The sequence below is a fragment of the Streptomyces sp. NPDC018947 genome, assembly GCF_044390505.1.
Taxonomy (GTDB): domain Bacteria; phylum Actinomycetota; class Actinomycetes; order Streptomycetales; family Streptomycetaceae; genus Streptomyces.
In genome coordinates this window covers 278,141-295,824 of record NZ_JBIRZD010000001.1, presented here as the reverse complement: position 1 = coordinate 295,824, position 17,684 = coordinate 278,141, and the positions used below count along the sequence as shown (strand labels likewise).

Annotated in this window: 21 protein-coding genes; 19 read left to right on the top strand and 2 right to left on the bottom strand. The window is 73.5% G+C overall.

Features of this window, described 5'->3' with window-relative positions:
- Nucleotides 1-182: 182 nt before the first annotated feature.
- Entirely contained in the window at nt 183-1,760 is a 1,578-nt protein-coding gene (locus ACH499_RS01350; protein WP_356200073.1) for an oxidoreductase, read from the bottom strand.
- 198 nt (nt 1,761-1,958) lie between these two features.
- Here ACH499_RS01350 and hisD point away from each other — a divergent pair, with 198 nt between their 5' ends.
- The 10 genes from hisD to ACH499_RS01300 all read left to right on the top strand — a co-directional run bounded on the left by hisD (nt 1,959) and on the right by ACH499_RS01300 (nt 9,646).
- Nucleotides 1,959-3,284: a histidinol dehydrogenase gene (gene hisD, locus ACH499_RS01345; RefSeq protein ID WP_399013142.1), complete on the top strand. Its 1,326-nt coding sequence runs from the start codon at nt 1,959-1,961 to the stop codon at nt 3,282-3,284.
- Nucleotides 3,281-4,396, top strand: coding sequence for a histidinol-phosphate transaminase (locus tag ACH499_RS01340; protein ID WP_399013140.1), 1,116 nt, complete (start codon nt 3,281-3,283; stop codon nt 4,394-4,396). Before hisD ends, ACH499_RS01340 begins: the two co-directional genes overlap by 4 nt.
- Nucleotides 4,393-4,986, top strand: coding sequence for an imidazoleglycerol-phosphate dehydratase HisB (gene hisB, locus ACH499_RS01335; protein ID WP_356200067.1), 594 nt, complete (start codon nt 4,393-4,395; stop codon nt 4,984-4,986). The genes ACH499_RS01340 and hisB overlap by 4 nt, the downstream gene beginning before the upstream one ends.
- The gene (locus ACH499_RS01330; protein ID WP_356200066.1) at nt 4,983-5,147 is read left to right on the top strand and encodes a hypothetical protein; all 165 of its coding nucleotides are present in this window, start codon (nt 4,983-4,985) and stop codon (nt 5,145-5,147) included. The genes hisB and ACH499_RS01330 overlap by 4 nt, the downstream gene beginning before the upstream one ends.
- Entirely contained in the window at nt 5,138-5,782 is a 645-nt protein-coding gene (gene hisH, locus ACH499_RS01325) for an imidazole glycerol phosphate synthase subunit HisH (protein ID WP_356200064.1), read from the top strand. The genes ACH499_RS01330 and hisH overlap by 10 nt, the downstream gene beginning before the upstream one ends.
- 2 nt (nt 5,783-5,784) lie before the next feature.
- Complete coding sequence (gene priA, locus ACH499_RS01320) at nt 5,785-6,510, top strand: bifunctional 1-(5-phosphoribosyl)-5-((5-phosphoribosylamino)methylideneamino)imidazole-4-carboxamide isomerase/phosphoribosylanthranilate isomerase PriA (RefSeq protein ID WP_356200063.1); 726 nt, start codon at nt 5,785-5,787, stop codon at nt 6,508-6,510.
- A complete protein-coding gene (locus ACH499_RS01315) occupies nt 6,507-6,902 on the top strand; it encodes a RidA family protein (protein WP_356200061.1) in 396 nt (131 codons plus the stop codon). The genes priA and ACH499_RS01315 overlap by 4 nt, the downstream gene beginning before the upstream one ends.
- A gap of 25 nt (nt 6,903-6,927) precedes the next feature.
- Nucleotides 6,928-7,683, top strand: a complete 756-nt coding sequence (hisF, locus tag ACH499_RS01310) for an imidazole glycerol phosphate synthase subunit HisF (RefSeq protein ID WP_356200059.1) — start codon at nt 6,928-6,930, stop codon at nt 7,681-7,683.
- 117 nt (nt 7,684-7,800) lie between these two features.
- On the top strand, nt 7,801-8,391 hold the full coding sequence (locus ACH499_RS01305) for an ArsR/SmtB family transcription factor (protein ID WP_399013137.1): 591 nt from the start codon (nt 7,801-7,803) through the stop codon (nt 8,389-8,391).
- Between the two features lie 13 nt (nt 8,392-8,404).
- Nucleotides 8,405-9,646, top strand: coding sequence for an MFS transporter (locus ACH499_RS01300; RefSeq protein WP_399013134.1), 1,242 nt, complete (start codon nt 8,405-8,407; stop codon nt 9,644-9,646).
- Nucleotides 9,647-9,932: 286 nt separating this feature from the next.
- On the opposite strand, the gene ACH499_RS01295 is transcribed toward ACH499_RS01300, so the two are convergent.
- Nucleotides 9,933-10,568, bottom strand: coding sequence for a TIGR03085 family metal-binding protein (locus tag ACH499_RS01295; protein WP_356200054.1), 636 nt, complete (start codon nt 10,566-10,568; stop codon nt 9,933-9,935).
- 73 nt (nt 10,569-10,641) lie between these two features.
- Between ACH499_RS01295 and hisI the strand changes: the two genes are divergently transcribed.
- The 9 genes from hisI (at nt 10,642) to trpA (ending at nt 17,667) form a co-directional block, all read left to right on the top strand.
- Nucleotides 10,642-11,070, top strand: coding sequence for a phosphoribosyl-AMP cyclohydrolase (hisI, locus tag ACH499_RS01290; protein WP_399013802.1), 429 nt, complete (start codon nt 10,642-10,644; stop codon nt 11,068-11,070).
- Nucleotides 11,071-11,090: 20 nt separating this feature from the next.
- Nucleotides 11,091-12,581, top strand: a complete 1,491-nt coding sequence (locus tag ACH499_RS01285; RefSeq protein WP_399013801.1) for an anthranilate synthase component I — start codon at nt 11,091-11,093, stop codon at nt 12,579-12,581.
- A 62-nt stretch (nt 12,582-12,643) separates the two neighbouring features.
- Nucleotides 12,644-13,285, top strand: a complete 642-nt coding sequence (locus ACH499_RS01280) for a TIGR02234 family membrane protein (RefSeq protein ID WP_399013131.1) — start codon at nt 12,644-12,646, stop codon at nt 13,283-13,285.
- Nucleotides 13,286-13,544: 259 nt separating this feature from the next.
- Complete coding sequence (locus tag ACH499_RS01275) at nt 13,545-13,790, top strand: HGxxPAAW family protein (protein WP_356200048.1); 246 nt, start codon at nt 13,545-13,547, stop codon at nt 13,788-13,790.
- A gap of 85 nt (nt 13,791-13,875) precedes the next feature.
- The gene (locus tag ACH499_RS01270) at nt 13,876-14,340 is read left to right on the top strand and encodes a DUF2752 domain-containing protein (protein WP_399013130.1); all 465 of its coding nucleotides are present in this window, start codon (nt 13,876-13,878) and stop codon (nt 14,338-14,340) included.
- A 117-nt stretch (nt 14,341-14,457) separates the two neighbouring features.
- Nucleotides 14,458-15,267 (top strand): indole-3-glycerol phosphate synthase TrpC, encoded by an 810-nt coding sequence (gene trpC / locus ACH499_RS01265; protein ID WP_399013128.1) that lies wholly within the window; start codon nt 14,458-14,460, stop codon nt 15,265-15,267.
- A 21-nt stretch (nt 15,268-15,288) separates the two neighbouring features.
- Complete coding sequence (trpM, locus tag ACH499_RS01260) at nt 15,289-15,462, top strand: tryptophan biosynthesis modulator TrpM (protein ID WP_399013126.1); 174 nt, start codon at nt 15,289-15,291, stop codon at nt 15,460-15,462.
- Nucleotides 15,463-15,568: 106 nt separating this feature from the next.
- Nucleotides 15,569-16,855, top strand: coding sequence for a tryptophan synthase subunit beta (gene trpB / locus ACH499_RS01255; protein ID WP_399013124.1), 1,287 nt, complete (start codon nt 15,569-15,571; stop codon nt 16,853-16,855).
- Nucleotides 16,852-17,667 carry a tryptophan synthase subunit alpha gene (gene trpA / locus ACH499_RS01250; protein ID WP_356200040.1) on the top strand — a complete coding sequence of 272 codons (816 nt, stop codon included), beginning with the start codon at nt 16,852-16,854 and terminating at the stop codon, nt 17,665-17,667. Before trpB ends, trpA begins: the two co-directional genes overlap by 4 nt.
- Nucleotides 17,668-17,684 lie beyond the last annotated feature (17 nt).

The following is a 17,684-nucleotide window of genomic DNA, read 5'->3' as shown; positions in this document are numbered from 1 at the left end:
GGGGAGCGGGATGGTTGTGCGGGTCGCGCGGCCTCGGCTCCGCCGTCGGCCCCCGGGTGTTCCTCCCGGCACGGCCGTGCGGACGCGTCGTCGGGTGCGGGTGGCTCCCGCAGGCCGTGCCCGCCGTCGGCGGCCGCCGGGCGGCGCGGGCGCGCCTTGGGGGCAGGGGCGCCTCGCCCGCGTCAGCTTCGGCGCAGGAGCCTCGTCGCCCCCGCCGCGACCGTCGTCGCCAGGATCCAGCCGAGGAGGATCATCACCGCCGCCAGCCACTGCCAGCCGCCGCGCAGTTGCCAGAAGCCGACCTGGCCCAGGTCGATGACCGGCAGCAGCAGGTCGAGGGCGAACAGGGCCGGGTTCCACTCCGGGTGCTCCCCGGTCTTGAGCGGTGGATGGTGGGCGCGCGAGAAGGCGAAGGAGCCCGCCGCCCACAGCACCGCCATCCACACCGCGGCGCGCCCCGGCCGGTAGCCGTAGGCGACCGTCCAGTCCTGCGCGTATCCCACGAGCTTCGCGGCGAGGGGCAGGCTCTCGCGGCGCCGCCGGTGCTTGGCGAGCAGCACCTCGCGGGCGTCCTCGTCCTCACCGCCCGCCCGCAGCACGGCGGCGAGGCGCTCGTACGGCTCCGGGTTGTACTCGGCGGTCGCCGCGCCCACCCAGCGCAGCCGCTTCTCCAGCGGGAACGGGCCGCGCGGCACCAGGTTCTCGTAGGCGAAGCCGCCCATGTGCAGCCGGCCCGGGCCCGGCCAGCTCTCCGCGCGGTCCATCAGGTTGACCACCCGCGCCCCCGACAGCACCACCCGGCCGCGCGCCGGCCGCTCGCCGAGGAACCGCAGCTCGGGCGTCTGCACCCGGCGCAGGGACAGCTCCTGGTCGTCGCTGAAGGTGAACCGGGCGTGCTCGAAGTCGACGGCGTCCCCGAACCGCCCGTCGTCCAGCCGCACCCCGCCCTCGCACTCGAAGACCTGGATCCGCGTCCCCTGCGCGGGAGTGGTGCCCCGCAGCATCGGGCTGCCCAGACCCGCCGGCGTCAGATACAGGGTGCGCTCCACCGCCAGCCGCGGGGCGTTCAGCGCGTGCCGCGTGTACGGGTTGAACAGGCGCGCGCCGCGCAGGCTCAGGGAGACGCCGACCTGGGCGCTGCGCAGACTGACCTCGCCGTACGACTCCAGCATCTCCGCCTGGAGGTCCTGCCCGACCGCCATGCCGTCCGCCGCGATGGAACGGCCGCTGCGGTCCCGGTGCACCACGGCCTGGCTGAGCAGCAGGTCGGTGCCTATCCGGGCGTCGGTGAGCCGGATGCCGCCCGGGAACCGGCAGCGCGGCAGATGCAGATCGCCCTCGGTGTGCAGACGGGCCGCCTCCAGGCGCGGTACCGAGCAGTCCACCAGCCGCAGGGTCGTGAAGCGGGTCTCGGGCAGCAGCAGCTCCCGCTCGAAGCGGCAGCCCCGCAGCTCCACGTACGGCACCACCGTGCCGCCCGCCAGGTCCATCGTGTCGCTGATCTGCACGCCCACGAGCTGGAGCGAGGACACGCGGCCCGCGAGCGCGGGCGGGCCGTCGAGCAGCAGCCAGCACACGATGCGGGCCCGCACGGTCCGCTCCGGGCCCCACGGCTGCCCTCCGTGCGGATCGTCGACCAGTGCGTCCCCGCTGCTCAGGTCGTACACACTGCCGTTGCGGAAGGCCTGCCACATGCCCGCCTCGGCGGGGGTCAGATCGCGCGGCAGCTCTCCGTCACGGTGGCCGTCCCCCTCGGTCACGGCGCTCCCTCCCTCCCCGGCTACTCGTCGGTCACTCACGCTTCGTACAACCGTTCATGCCCACTGCGTGACGACCTGAACACTGAACGTGAGGTCGATCCGAGCGTTCCGCGACCCGCGGCGACGAGTCGTCGCGTTCTGTATCAGCCACTGATACGCGCGAACGGTCCCCGACGCGGGTCTGAGAGAATTGGTTCCGTGATCTCCCGAATCGATCTGCGCGGCGACGCCCTCCCCGAGGGTCCCGCCCTGCGCGACCTGCTGCCCCGAGCCGACTTCGACGTCTCGGCCGCCCTGGAGAAGGTGCGTCCGATCTGCGAGGCCGTGCATCATCGTGGCGACGCGGCGCTGATCGACTTCGCCGAGCAGTTCGACGGCGTCAAGCTCGACCAGGTCCGGGTCCCCGCGGCCGCGCTCACGCGCGCGCTGGAGGAGCTGGATCCGGCCGTGCGCGCGGCCCTGGAGGAGTCCGTCCGCCGCGCCCGGCTCGTCCACCGCGCGCAGCGCCGCACCACCCACACCACCCAGGTCGTCCCCGGCGGCTCGGTCACCGAGAAGTGGGTGCCCGTCGACCGTGTCGGCCTGTACGCGCCCGGCGGCCGGTCGGTCTACCCGTCGTCCGTGGTCATGAACGCCGTGCCCGCGCAGGAGGCCGGCGTCCAGTCGATCGCCCTCGCCTCGCCCGCGCAGGCCGAGTTCGGCGGGCTTCCGCACCCGACGATCCTCGCCGCCTGCGCCCTGCTCGGCGTCGACGAGGTGTACGCGGCCGGCGGCGCCACCGCCGTGGCGATGTTCGCGTACGGCACCGAGTCCTGCCCGCCGGCCGACATGGTCACCGGCCCCGGCAACATCTGGGTCGCCGCCGCCAAGCGCTACTTCACCGGCAAGATCGGCATCGACGCCGAGGCCGGCCCGACCGAGATCGCGGTGCTCGCCGACTCCACGGCCGACCCGGTGCACGTCGCCTCCGACCTGATCAGCCAGGCCGAGCACGACCCGCTGGCCGCCGCCGTCCTGGTCACCGACTCGCCGGAACTGGCCGACGCGGTCGAGCGGGAGCTGGAGCCGCAGGTCGCGGCCACCAAGCACGTCGACGACCGGATCGTGCCCGCTCTCAAGGGCCGCCAGTCCGCGATCGTGCTGGTCGACGGCATCGACGAGGGCCTGCGCGTGGTCGACGCCTACGGCGCCGAGCACCTGGAGATCCAGACCGCCGACGCCGCCGCCGTCGCCGAGCGCGTACGGAACGCCGGCGCGATCTTCGTCGGCCCCTGGGCGCCCGTCTCGCTGGGCGACTACGCGGCCGGGTCCAACCACGTCCTGCCCACCGGTGGCTGCGCCTGCCACTCCTCGGGCCTGTCCGTGCAGTCCTTCCTGCGCGGCATCCACATCGTCGACTACACGCGCGACGCGCTCGCCGAGGTCGCGCACCACGTGGTGACGCTGGCCGAGGCGGAGGACCTGCCCGCCCACGGCGCGGCGATCAAGGCGCGGTTCGAGTGGAAGGTGCCCCAGAGCAAGTGACGTTCGGAATCGACGATCTGCCCGTACGGGACGAGCTGCGCGGCAAGTCCCCCTACGGCGCGCCCCAACTGGACGTGCCGGTACGGCTGAACACCAACGAGAACCCCTATCCGCTGCCCGAGGTGCTGGTCGAGCGGATCACCGAGCGCGTCCGCGAGGCCGCCCGCGGCCTCAACCGCTACCCCGACCGGGACGCGGTCGAACTGCGCACGAAGCTCGCCGAGTACCTGACGCGGACCTCCGGGTACGCCGTGGACGTGCGCCACGTCTGGGCGGCCAACGGCTCCAACGAGGTCATCCAGCAACTGCTGCAGACCTTCGGCGGGCCCGGCCGCACCGCGATCGGCTTCGAGCCGTCGTACTCGATGCACGGCCTCATCGCCCGCGGCACCGGCACGGGCTGGATCTCCGGCCCGCGCCACGACGACTTCACCATCGACGTGGCCGCCGCCGAGAAGACCGTCGCCGAGAACCGGCCCGACGTGGTGTTCATCACCACCCCCAACAACCCCACCGGCAACGCGGTCCCGCGCGAGACGGTCCTCGCGCTCTACGAGGCCGCCCAGGCGGCGGGGCCGTCCATGGTCGTGGTGGACGAGGCCTACGTCGAGTTCAGCCACGGCGACTCGCTGCTGCCGCTGCTCGACGGACGGCCGAACCTGGTCGTCTCCCGCACCATGTCCAAGGCGTTCGGCGCGGCGGGCCTGCGCCTCGGCTACCTCGCCGCGCACCCGGCCGTCGTCGACGCCGTCCAGCTCGTACGGCTGCCGTACCACCTGTCGGCCGTCACCCAGGCGACCGCGCTGGCCGCCCTGGAGCACACGGACACGCTGCTGGGGTACGTCGAACAGCTCAAGGCGGAACGGGACCGGCTGGTCGCCGAACTGCGCGCCGCCGGCTACGAGGTGACCGAGTCCGACGCCAACTTCGTCCAGTTCGGACGGTTCGCGGACTCGCACGCCACCTGGCAGAGGATCCTCGACCGGGGCGTCCTGGTCCGGGACAACGGCGTACCGGGCTGGCTGCGGGTGACCGCCGGCACCCCGGCGGAGAACGACGCGTTCCTCGATGCGGTACGCGATCTCAAGAAGGAACAGGAGCAGAGCGGATGAGCCGCGTCGGGCGCGTGGAGCGCACCACCAAGGAGACCTCGGTCCTCGTCGAGATCGACCTCGACGGCACCGGCAAGACCGACATCGCCACCGGCGTCGGCTTCTACGACCACATGCTCGACCAGCTCGGCCGGCACGGTCTGTTCGACCTGACCGTGAAGACCGACGGCGACCTGCACATCGACTCCCACCACACCATCGAGGACACCGCCCTCGCACTCGGTGCCGCCTTCAGGCAGGCGCTCGGCGACAAGGTGGGCATCTACCGCTTCGGCAACTGCACGGTCCCGCTGGACGAGTCCCTCGCCCAGGTCACCGTCGACCTGTCCGGCCGGCCCTACCTCGTGCACACCGAGCCCGAGAAGATGGCGCCGATGATCGGCGAGTACGACACCACGATGACCCGGCACATCCTGGAGTCCTTCGTCGCCCAGGCGCAGGTGGCGCTGCACGTGCACGTGCCCTACGGGCGCAACGCGCACCACATCGTGGAGTGCCAGTTCAAGGCGCTCGCCCGCGCCCTGCGCTACGCCTCCGAGCGCGACCCGCGCGCGGCCGGCATCCTCCCCTCCACGAAGGGCGCGCTGTGAACGGCACCTCCACCGCGCTGATCCTCGTCGGCCTGTTCCTCGTGGGCGGCATCATCTCCTTCGCCAAGCAGAAGATGCCCACGCAGCTCATCGTCCTGCTGTCCATCGGCGCCGCGATGTGCCTCGTCGCGGGAGTGCTGAGGCTGGAGGTGTGGAATTGACCGCCAAGAAGGTCGTCGTCTTCGACTACGGATTCGGCAACGTCCGCTCCGCCGAGCGCGCCCTCGCCCGTGCGGGGGCCGACGTCGAGATCACCCGTGACTTCGACAGCGCCATGAACGCCGACGGACTCCTCGTCCCCGGCGTCGGCGCCTTCGCCGCCTGCATGGAGGGCCTCAGGGCCGCCCGCGGCGACTGGGTCGTCGACCGCCGGCTGTCCGGCGGACGCCCGGTCATGGGCATCTGCGTCGGCATGCAGATCCTCTTCGCGCGCGGCATCGAGCACGGAGTGGAGGCCGAGGGCCTGGACGAGTGGCCCGGCACGGTCGGACCGCTCCAGGCCGACGTCGTGCCCCACATGGGCTGGAACACGGTCGAGGCGCCCTCCGACTCCCAGCTCTTCGCCGGCGTCGACGCGGACGCCCGTTTCTACTTCGTGCACTCCTACGCCGTCCACGACTGGACGCTGGAGACCCACAACCCGGCGTTCGCCGAGCCCAGGGTCACCTGGTCCACGCACGGCAGGCCCTTCGTGGCCGCCGTGGAGAACGGCGCCCTGTGGGCCACGCAGTTCCACCCCGAGAAGTCCGGCGACGCCGGAGCCCAGCTCCTCACCAACTGGATCGAGACCCTGTAGAGATGAGCACGCTCGAACTCCTCCCCGCCGTCGACGTCCGCGACGGCCAGGCCGTCCGCCTCGTGCACGGCGAGTCCGGCACCGAGACGTCCTACGGCTCCCCGCTGGAGGCGGCCCTCGCCTGGCAGCGCTCCGGCGCCGAGTGGCTGCACCTGGTCGATCTGGACGCCGCGTTCGGCACCGGGGACAACCGCGAGCTGATCGCCGAGGTCGCGCGGGCCATGGACATCAAGGTGGAGCTGTCCGGCGGCATCCGCGACGACGACACCCTCGCCGCCGCCCTCGCCACCGGCTGCACCCGCGTCAACCTCGGCACCGCCGCCCTGGAGACCCCCGAGTGGGTCGCCAAGGTCATCGCCGAACACGGTGACAAGATCGCCGTCGGCCTGGACGTACGCGGCACCACCCTGCGCGGCCGCGGCTGGACCCGCGACGGCGGCGACCTCTACGAGACGCTGGACCGCCTGAACAAGGAGGGCTGCTCCCGCTACGTCGTCACCGACATCGCCAAGGACGGCACTCTCCAGGGCCCCAACCTGGAGCTGCTGAAGAACGTGTGCGCGGCCACCGACCGCCCGGTCGTGGCGTCCGGCGGCGTCTCCTCGCTGGACGACCTGCGCGCGCTCGCCGGACTCGTCCCGCTCGGTGTCGAGGGCGCCATCGTCGGGAAGGCCCTCTACGCGAAGGCGTTCACCCTGGAAGAAGCACTGGAGGCCGTGTCGCCATGACGTCCGAAGCCGTACGGCGCGTGCAGAGCGGAAGTCCCTGGGAAGAGTCCTTCGGTTTCGCACGCGCCGTCGCGGCGGGCGACCGTGTCGTCGTGGCGGGCACGACCGCCTTCAAGGGCAGGGTGCTGTACGGCGAGGGCGACCCGTACGAACAGACCAAGGTGGCCTTCGCCACCGCCGTCGAGGCGATCGGCGAGTTCGGGCTGGGCATCGAGTCCGTGATCCGGACCCGTGTGTATCTGGCACACACCCGCGACGTCGACGAGGTGGGCCGCGCCCACAAGGAGCTGTTCGACGCGGTGCGCCCGGCCACGACCCTGCTGGTCGTGGAGGGCTTCATCGACTCGCGGGTCCTGGTGTCGGTGGAGCTGGAAGCATTCAGAGAACAGTGAGAGGCATCGAAGGAGCCGTGGATTCATGACCCTGGCGGTCCGAGTCATCCCCTGCCTGGACGTGGACAACGGCCGGGTCGTCAAGGGCGTCAACTTCCAGAACCTGCGCGACGCGGGTGACCCCGTCGAGATGGCCAAGGTGTACGACACCGAGGGCGCCGACGAGCTGACGTTCCTGGACATCACCGCCTCGTCGGGCAACCGCGAGACGACCTACGACGTCGTGCGCCGCACCGCCGAGCAGGTGTTCATCCCGCTGACCGTCGGCGGCGGCGTGCGCACCGCCGACGACGTCGACAAGCTGCTGCGGGCCGGCGCGGACAAGGTGGGCGTCAACACGGCCGCCATCGCCCGTCCCGACCTGATCCGCGAGATCGCCGAGCGTTTCGGCCGCCAGGTCCTCGTCCTGTCGGTGGACGCCCGCCGCACCGGGTCGGGCTCGTTCGAGGTGACGACCCACGGCGGCCGGCGCGGCACCGGCATCGACGCGGTGGAGTGGGCGCACCGCGCCGCCGAGCTGGGCGCGGGCGAGATCCTGCTCAACTCGATGGACGCGGACGGCACGAAGGACGGCTACGACCTGGAGATGATCGCGGCGGTCCGCAAGCACGTGAGCGTCCCGGTGATCGCCTCCGGCGGCGCGGGCCGCCTGGACCACTTTCCGCCGGCCGTCGCGGCGGGGGCGGACGCGGTCCTCGCGGCCTCCGTCTTCCACTTCGGCGACCTGCGCATCGGCCAGGTGAAGGACACGCTCCGGCAGGCGGGCCACCCGGTCCGGTAGCACCCGGTACACGCGAGATCAGCCCCGGCCGCCCGGCGGCCGGGGCTGATCCCTGCCCGGGGCGAAACCGCGCAAGAAATATTGCGCAACTTTTCTTTCCTGTTCTAGGGTGGCGGCATGGCCAGCCGGGAGAGGAACCGCCCCATCACCGACCTGGGCACGCTCAAGGCCCTGGCGCACCCGCTGCGCATGCAGCTCTACCGGGCGCTGTGCGTGAGCGCGACCGCCACCGCGTCACAGCTCGCGGAACAGGTCGACGAGGCCGTCTCGCTGGTCAGCTACCACCTGCGCAAGCTGGCCGAGCACGGGCTGATCGAGGAGGCCGAGCGGCAGAGCGCGGACGGCCGGGAGCGGTGGTGGCGGCCCGCCTCGGACGGGGTGAGCATCCGCGACGAGAACTTCCGCGACGCCCCCGAGAAGGCCGCCGCCCACCTCGCGGCGACCCGCCTCTTCCACGACCAGCGCGCCGGCATGTACCGGCGCTACCTGGACGAACGCCCCACCTGGGGCCCCGAGTGGAACTCCGCCGCCTCCGACAACGAGGCCCTGCTCCGGCTGACCCCCGCCGAACTGGCCGAACTGGGCCGCGAACTGCTCGCCCTGGCGCGCAAGTACGAGGAGAAGGGCCGCGCCGCCGAAGCCGCCGGCGACACCGAGGGGCGCGAGAACGTCGCGCTGCACGTGTACGGGTTCCCGTTCCGTGTCTGAGAGGACCGCGTCCGTGCCGGACACGCTCATACCCCGCGCAGCCGGCCCCGTCCCGGCCCACCGCGACGCCAACGTGCTGCGCTGGGTCGCCGCCTACACCGCCTCCATGCTGGGGGACACCGTCTTCTTCCTGGCGCTGTCCTGGGCCGCCGTGCGGGGCGGCAGCCCGGCCGAGGCCGGTCTCGTCACGGCCGTCAGCGCGGTGCCGCGGGCACTGCTCATGCTCGGCGGCGGGGTGGTCGCCGACCGGCTGGGCCCGCGCAGGGTCGTCATCGGCAGCGACGCCGTACGGTGCGTCACGGTCCTGGCGGTCGCCGCGGTGCTCTTCGCCACCGACCCCGGGCTGTGGCTGCTGGCCCTGCTGGCGGTCGTCTTCGGCACCGTCGACGCCGTGTTCATGCCCGCCGTCGGGGCCCTGCCGGCCCGCATCACCACCAAGGACCAGCTCGCCCGCGTACAGGGCATGCGGGGCCTCGCCGTCCGCTTCGCCGCCGTCGTCGGCGCCCCGCTCGGCGGGCTCGGCGTGGCCGCCGGCGGTTCCGCCGCCGCGTTCGCCCTGGCCGGGCTGCTGATCGCGCTGTCGCTGCCGCTGCTGGTGTCCGTGCGGGTGCGGGAGCTGCCGGCCGACGACGCGACGGCGGACACCACGGCGTGGCGGGACCTGGTCGCCGGGCTCCGGTACATCCGCCGGCACCGCGTCCTCGGCCCGCTGATGGTGACCATCGCCCTCGGCGACCTCGGCTTCGTCGGTCCCCTCAACGTGGGGCTGACCCTGCTCGCCGACGAACGCGGCTGGGGCGCCTCCGGGATGGGCTGGGTGCTCGCGGGGTTCGGGGTCGGCGCCGGTACGGCGGCCCTGCTGCTGACCGTACGGGGGCGCCTGCCGCACGCCGGGTGCGTCGCCGCCGGCGCCATCGTCCCCGGCGCCGCCGCGATCGGCGTCCTGCCGCACGCCCCCGGCCTCGCCGTCGCCGTCGGCATCGCGGTGGCCGTCGGGCTGCTCACGGGACTCAGCGGCGCCGTGTGCGGGGCCCTGCTGCAGACCCAGTCCGAGCCCGCCTGCATGGGACGCGTCACGGCGGTCGCCGGCATCGTCAGCCTGGGCGTCGCGCCGCTCAGCATGCCGCTCTCCGCGGCGGCCATCGGCGCCTGGGGCACCGGGCCGGTCTTCGCGGCGAGCGCCGCGGTCTGCGCCCTCGGCGGCCTGGTCGCCCTGTGCGCCCCGGGGGTGCGACGGGCCGAGCTGCCGGGGTGAACGGGCGGAGCGGGGCGGCTCCACGGCTCTGCGCCCTCGCCCCTCGGGGAGGGCGCACGCACACCGTTCTCGTGCTCGGAGCCGAGGCCGCCCGCGTCGCACCCGGGGCTCGATTCCTCGGCGTCCGGCACCGGCCACTGCGCAACCACCCCGGGCGCCCGCGTCGGCCGCTGGGAGCCGGGGCCGCCTACGTCGCACCCGGGGCTCGCCCACGGCCGCCGGGCGCCGGCCTGGGCGTAGTCACCCCGGCGTCCGGAGGTGGGGCGAAGGCGTGACGCCCCGGCGATCAGATGCCGAGCTGTTTGCTCTCGCTCAGGCGGGCGATGGCGTCCTTCTCGCCCTCCAGGTCCACCTTCGCCGCGCTCTGGCGGCCGTAGGCGAACAGGAGCAGCTCGGAGGGTTCGCCCGTCGCCGTCACCACCGGTGTGCCGCGGTGGGCGACGGCCGTCTGGCCGTTCGGGCGGCGCAGGACCAGGCCGGTCGGGACGCCGCGGGCCATCAGGCGGGCGGCGCGCTCCAGGCGTGACCACAGGGCGTCCTGGAAGACCGGGTCCAGTTCGCGCGGCGACCAGTCCGGCTGGGCACGGCGGACGTCCTCGGCGTGGACGTAGAACTCCACCGTGTTCGCCGCCTCGTCGACCTGCTTGAGCTGGAACGGCGAGAACCGCGGCGGCCCGGTCCGGATGAGCTGGATCAGCTCCTCGTACGGCTTCGCGCCGTACTCCTCCATCACCCGGCCGAGCCGGGACGCCAGCGGCTTGATCAGCGTCCCTCCGGCGGCGTCCGGCCTGCGCTCGCGCACCACCACGTGCGCGGCGAGGTCCCGCGTCCGCCAGTCCTCGCACAGGGTGGGGGCGTCCGGGCCCGCCGTCTCCAACAGGTCGGCCAGCAGAAGTCGTTCACGCTTGGCGAATGTCGACATGGAGTCAGCCTAAGGCCGCCGACCGGGTCCGCCCAGTGGACGCCGCCGGGGCGTGCCCCGCGCGCGCGGCACAATGGGCGTCATGACCAGCAGCTCCTCCCGGCGGCCCAGCCCGCTCGCCCCGGAGATCGCCGCGCGCCTCAGGCGCAGCGCCGACGGCCTCCTGCCCGCCATCGCCCAGCAGTACGACACGGGGGAGGTGCTGATGCTCGGCTGGATGGACGACGAGGCGCTGCACCGCACCCTGACCACGGGCCGCTGCACGTACTGGTCGCGCAGCCGCCGGGAGTACTGGGTCAAGGGCGACACCTCCGGGCACTTCCAGTGGGTGAAGTCCGTCGCCCTGGACTGCGACGCCGACACCGTCCTGGTCAAGGTCGACCAGGTCGGCGCCGCCTGCCACACCGGCGCCCGCACCTGCTTCGACGCCGACGTCCTGCTCAAGGACAGCTCGGACGGCACGGACAGCTCGGACGGCGCCGTCCGCGGCGCCGGTCAGTAGGGTCGGCCGCCATGGACGTCATGGACCTCGAGACCTTCCGCAAGCTGGCCACCGACCGCCGGGTGATCCCGGTCAGCCGCAAGCTCCTCGCCGACGGCGACACCCCGGTCGCCCTGTACCGCAAGCTCGCCGCCGAGCGCCCCGGCACCTTCCTGCTGGAGTCCGCCGAGAACGGACGGTCCTGGTCCCGGTACTCCTTCGTCGGCGTCCGCAGCGCCGCCACCCTCACCGAGCGGGACGGCGAGGCGCACTGGGAGGGCACCCCGCCCGTCGGCGTCCCCACCGGCGGCGACCCGCTCGCCGCCCTGCGCGCCACCGTCGAGGCCCTGCACACCCCCCGCGACCTCGCCCACGACCTGGGCCTGCCCCCGTTCACCGGCGGCATGGTCGGCTACCTCGGCTACGACATCGTGCGCCGCCTGGAGAAGATCGGCCCCGGCGACCGCGACGACCTGCGGCTCCCCGAACTGACCATGCTGCTCACCAGCGACCTCGCCGTCATGGACCACTGGGAGGGCTCGGTCCTGTTGATCGCCAACGCGATCAACCACAACGACCTGGAGACCGGCGTCGACGAGGCCTACGCCGACGCGATCGCCCGCCTGGACGCCATGGAGGCCGACCTCGGCCGCGCGGTCGCCCAGCCCCCCGCCGCGCTGCCGCCCTCCGAGCTGCCCGAGTACACCGCGCTGTGGGGCGGCCCCGACTTCCAGGAGGCCGTCGAGGACATCAAGGAGCGCATCCGTGCGGGCGAGGCCTTCCAGGTCGTCCCCTCGCAGCGCTTCGAGACGCCGTGCACGGCGAGCGCCCTCGACGTCTACCGGGTGCTGCGGGCGACCAACCCCTCGCCGTACATGTACCTGTTCCGCTTCGACGGCTTCGACGTCGTCGGCTCGTCCCCCGAGGCGCTGGTCAAGGTCGAGGACGGGCGGGCCATGGTCCACCCCATCGCCGGCACCCGCCCCCGCGGCGCCACCCCGCAGGAGGACCAGGCCCTCGCCGAGGAACTGCTCGCCGACCCCAAGGAGCGCGCCGAGCACCTGATGCTCGTCGACCTCGGCCGCAACGACCTCGGCCGCGTCTGCGAACCCGGCTCCGTCGAGGTCGTCGACTTCATGTCCGTCGAGCGCTACTCGCACGTCATGCACATCGTCTCGACGGTCACCGGACGGGTCGCCCCGAACCGCACCGCCTTCGACGTCCTCACCGCCTGCTTCCCGGCCGGCACCCTCTCCGGCGCGCCCAAGCCGCGGGCCCTGCAGATCATCGACGAACTCGAACCGTCCCGGCGCGGCCTGTACGGCGGCTGCGTCGGCTATCTCGACTTCGCCGGCGACTCCGACACGGCCATCGCCATCCGCACCGCGCTGCTGCGCGACGGCACCGCCTACGTCCAGGCGGGCGCCGGCGTCGTCGCCGACTCCGACCCGGTCGCCGAGGACACCGAGTGCCGCAACAAGGCGGCCGCGGTGCTGCGGGCGGTGCACACCGCGAACCGGCTCGGGCGATAGGGCCTTTCTCACGCCGTCCATGACCAACCCCGGGTGACGCTTCGCCCGGGGTCCGGGCGATAGTGGAGTACGTGACAGCCGTTCCTTCCCCCCGCACCCCCGCCGCAGGACCCGCCCGGGCCGGCCGCCGCAGTCTCGCCGCCGCCCTGCTGTGCGGCGCGCTCGGCGCGGCGATCGCCCTGCTCGCCACCCGCCAGGAGTGGTCCGAGGGCACCGCGACGGTGGCCGGCGGAACCTTCCCCCTGACCGCCAAGGGCAGCGACGTCACGGGCGTGCCCGCGGCCCTCGCCGTGGTGGGCCTCGCCGCGCTCGTCGCCGTCTTCGCCGTCCGCCGCGCCGGCCGCGTCGCCGTGGCCGTTCTGCTCGCGCTGAGCGGAGCGGGCACCGTCGCCGCGGCCCTCGTCGGAGCCACCGACAGCTCCGCGCTGGACGGGAAGGCCGCCGAGGCCGCCGGCGACACCTCGGCCACCGTGGGCGCCCTCACCCACACCGCCTGGCCCTACGTGGCGGCCGGGGGCGGCGTACTGCTCCTGCTGGCCGGGCTGCTCGCCCTGCGCTACGGCCGGCTGTGGCCCGCGATGTCCGGCCGCTACGAGCGCGACGGCACTCCGCGCCCGCGCCGCAGGGCCCAGACGGTCGACCCCGACCGCCCCGAGGACCTCTGGAAGGCCCTCGACCGCGGCGAGGACCCCACCGGCGCCTGACCCCCACCACGCCCGGCACGCACCGGCGCCCGGCCGGACGCGACACGCGCCGGCCGTCCCGCCCGCACGACGCGCCGGGCGCGTGCCCGTGGTTCGGCCGCGCCCGCCGGGGAACCCGCCGACCCGGCACGCGCGCCCGGGCGTCCGGCACCCGCCACGCGCGCGTGGAGAGCACCCCCGCTCACGGCGCGCGCGCCCGTGCGGGACAATGGGCACGAGCGTCCTGCTCAGACACGTACACAGCAACGAGGAGCAAGCAATGGCGGGCAGCAGCCACGGTCACACCCCGGCCGCCTGGACCGGTGTCATCATCGCCTTCATCGGTTTCTGCATCGCGGGCCTCTTCATGGTGGCGGCCCAGCCGGTCGGCTTCTGGGCAGGCATGGGCGTCGTGCTCCTCGGCGGTGCCGTGGGCGGCATCATGCGCGCGATGGGCCTCGGCCAGCCGAAGCAGAACCACCCGGTGCACCAGGTCGCCGGCGAGCCGGCCGGCGCCAAGGGCTGACGGCCGCGCGCGATCCTGAGGGGTGGACCGGTACCAGCGTGCCGGGGCCGCCCCTCATGTGCGCGTACGCACCGTACGGGGCAGAATGCGGGGCGTGGACGCCGAGAGCCGGAAACCCGCGGGCAGCACGATCGCGCCCCCGCCGCGCGCCACGGCCGTCGCGGCCCGCCTCGCCGTCCCGGCCGGGGTGCTCACCGCCGTCGTCGGCGCCTTCGCCTACGTGGGGAGCGTGGACCCCAACGAGCCGGGCCACTACCCCGTCTGCCCGCTGCTGCGCTTCACCGGCCTGTACTGCCCCGGCTGCGGCGGCCTGCGCAGCGCCCACGCGTTCGTCCACGGGGACGTCCTGACCGCGCTGCACGCCAACGCGCCGGCCGTCCTCGGCTACGTCGGCTTCGCCGTGCTGTGGACCGTCTGGGTGATCCGCGCGGCACGCGGCCGCCCCGTCCGCGTCGACCTGGGGCCGGTGCACCTGTGGACGCTGGGCACGTTGCTCCTGGTCTTCACCGTTGTCCGGAACCTGCCGTTCGGTGGCTGGCTGCTGCCTTGATCATCCGGCGAACGTCCAGCTAATGGGACCGCCGGCCACCGGATGCGGGGCCTGCCCGCTCCTGCGGATACCATCGCAGTGACCACAGATTGAGCCGTCTGAAAGGGGGCCGCTCGCGTGAGTGTGCTCGACGAGATCATCGACGGAGTCCGTGCCGACCTCGCGGAACGGCAGGCGCGCGTCAGCCTCGACGAGCTCAAGGAGCGCGCGGCCGAGGCCCGTCCCGCCAAGGACGGCGTGAGCGCCCTGCGCGGCGACGGCGTCAAGGTCATCTGCGAGGTCAAGCGCTCCAGCCCGTCCAAGGGCGCGCTGGCCGCCATCGCCGACCCGGCGGGACTCGCCGCCGACTACGAGGCGGGCGGCGCCGCCGTCATCTCCGTCCTCACCGAACAGCGCCGCTTCGGCGGCTCGCTGGCCGACCTCGAGGCCGTCCGCGCCCGGGTGGACATCCCCGTCCTGCGCAAGGACTTCATCGTCACGTCGTACCAGCTCTGGGAGGCCCGCGCGTACGGCGCCGACCTCGCCCTGCTGATCGTCGCGGCCCTCGACCAGCCCGCCCTCGAGTCGCTCATCGAGCGCGCCGAGTCCATCGGGCTCACCCCGCTGGTCGAGGTGCACGACGAGGACGAGGTCGAGCGTGCCGTGGACGCCGGCGCCAAGGTCATCGGCATCAACGCCCGCAACCTGAAGACGCTGGAGGTCGACCGCGGCACCTTCGAGCGCGTCGCCCCGGAGATCCCCGCGCACATCGTCAAGGTCGCCGAGTCCGGCGTCCGCGGTCCGCACGACCTGATCGCCTACGCCAACGAGGGCGCCGACGCGGTCCTGGTCGGAGAGTCCCTGGTCACCGGCCGCGACCCGAAGACGGCGGTCTCCGACCTGGTGGCGGCCGGCGAGCACCCGGCGCTGCGGCACGGGCGAGGCTGACCCCCGGTAGGCTTGCCGACGATGACGCTTCCGCCCGCTTCGGCCCCCCGGGACCCGTACGCCCGCCTCGCGCGCGGCTGCCGGCCCCGTGGCTGCCGCGCGCCCGCGCGCCGGGTCCACGGCCGCCGGGTGCGGTACGTCATCGGGGACGAGCCCGGGCAGGTCAACGGCATGCGATGGCACCAGCCCACCTAGGGGCGCGGGGAACCGCGCGACCAGCCACCGACGGCCGGCATCCGACAACTGGTCCCCGCCCCCACGGCGATTAGTCACCACCAGACGCTCACCGTGAGGTACACGCATGCCCAGCAACTTCTTCATCCCCGATCCGGAGGGCCACGTCCCCTCCGCCGAGGGCTACTTCGGCGCCTTCGGGGGCAAGTTCATCCCCGAGGCCCTCGTCGCCGCGGTCGACGAGGTCGCCGTCGAGTACGACAAGGCCAAGGCCGACCCCGAGTTCGCCCGTGAGCTCGACGACCTGCTCGTCCACTACACCGGACGTCCCAGCGCCCTCACCGAGGTGCCCCGCTTCGCCGAGCACGCCGGCGGCGCCCGGATCTTCCTCAAGCGCGAGGACCTGAACCACACCGGCTCGCACAAGATCAACAACGTGCTCGGCCAGGCCCTGCTCACCAAGCGCATGGGCAAGACCCGCGTGATCGCCGAGACCGGCGCCGGACAGCACGGCGTGGCGACCGCCACCGCCTGCGCCCTGTTCGGCCTCGACTGCACGATCTACATGGGCGAGATCGACACCCGGCGCCAGGCCCTCAACGTGGCCCGGATGCGCATGCTCGGCGCCGAGGTCATCGCGGTGAAGTCCGGCAGCCGCACCCTCAAGGACGCGATCAACGAGGCGTTCCGCGACTGGGTCGCCAACGTGGACCGCACCCACTACCTGTTCGGCACCGTCGCCGGCCCCCACCCCTTCCCCGCGATGGTCCGCGACTTCCACCGCGTCATCGGCGTGGAGGCCCGCCGCCAGATCCTGGAGCGCGCCGGACGCCTGCCCGACGCCGCGATCGCCTGCGTCGGCGGCGGATCGAACGCCATCGGCCTCTTCCACGCCTTCATCCCCGACACCGGCGTCCGCCTCATCGGCTGCGAGCCCGCCGGGCACGGCATCGAGACCGGCGAGCACGCGGCCACCCTGACCGCGGGCGAGCCCGGCATCCTGCACGGCTCCCGCTCCTACGTCCTCCAGGACGACGAGGGCCAGATCACCGAGCCCTACTCCATCTCGGCCGGGCTCGACTACCCCGGCATCGGCCCGGAGCACTCCTACCTCAAGGACTCCGGCCGCGGCGAGTACCGCGCGGTCACCGACGACGCCGCCATGCAGGCGCTGCGCCTTCTGTCGCGCACCGAGGGCATCATCCCGGCCATCGAGTCCGCCCACGCGCTCGCCGGCGCCCTGGAGGTCGGCGGGGAACTGGGCGAGGACGGGCTGATCGTCGTCAACCTGTCCGGCCGCGGCGACAAGGACATGGACACCGCCGCCCGGTACTTCGGGCTGTACGACACCGACGCCGAGGTCGCCGCCGACGAGGCCGGCACCACCGCCGAGATCGAGGGGGACGCCAAGTGAGCGGGAACGTGCAGCTGCTGAACGACACCCTCGCCGCGGCGAAGTCCGAGGGCCGCGCCGCCCTCATCGCCTACCTGCCGGCCGGGTTCCCGACCGTGGACGGCGGCATCGAGGCGGTCAAGGCCGCGCTGGACGGCGGCGCCGACGTCGTCGAGGTCGGCCTGCCGCACAGCGACCCCGTCCTCGACGGCCCGGTCATCCAGACCGCCGACGACATCGCCCTGCGCGGCGGCGTCCGGATCGCCGACGTGATGCGGACGGTGCGGGAGGCCCACGCGGCCACCGGCAAGCCGATCCTCGTCATGACCTACTGGAACCCCATCGACCGCTACGGCGTCGAGCGCTTCACCGCCGAACTCGCCGAGGCGGGCGGCGCCGGGTGCATCCTGCCCGACCTGCCCGTGCAGGAGTCCGCCCTGTGGCGCGAGCACGCCGACAAGCACGGCCTCGCCACCGTGTTCGTCGTCGCGCCCAGCAGCAAGGACGCACGGCTCGCCGAGATCACCGCGGCCGGCAGCGGCTTCGTCTACGCCGCCTCCCTGATGGGCGTCACCGGCACCCGCGAGTCGGTCGGCGCGCAGGCCGAGGACCTGGTGCGGCGCACCCGCGCCACCACCGACCTGCCGGTCTGCGTCGGGCTCGGCGTCTCCAACGCCGCCCAGGCCGCCGAGGTCGCCGGCTTCGCCGACGGTGTGATCGTCGGCTCGGCGTTCGTCAAGCGGATGCTGGACGCCCCCGACGACGCGGCCGGCCTCGACGGCGTCCGCGCCCTCGCCGCCGACCTGGCGAAGGGGGTACGCGGCCGGGTGTGACCGCGGGCATGTGACAG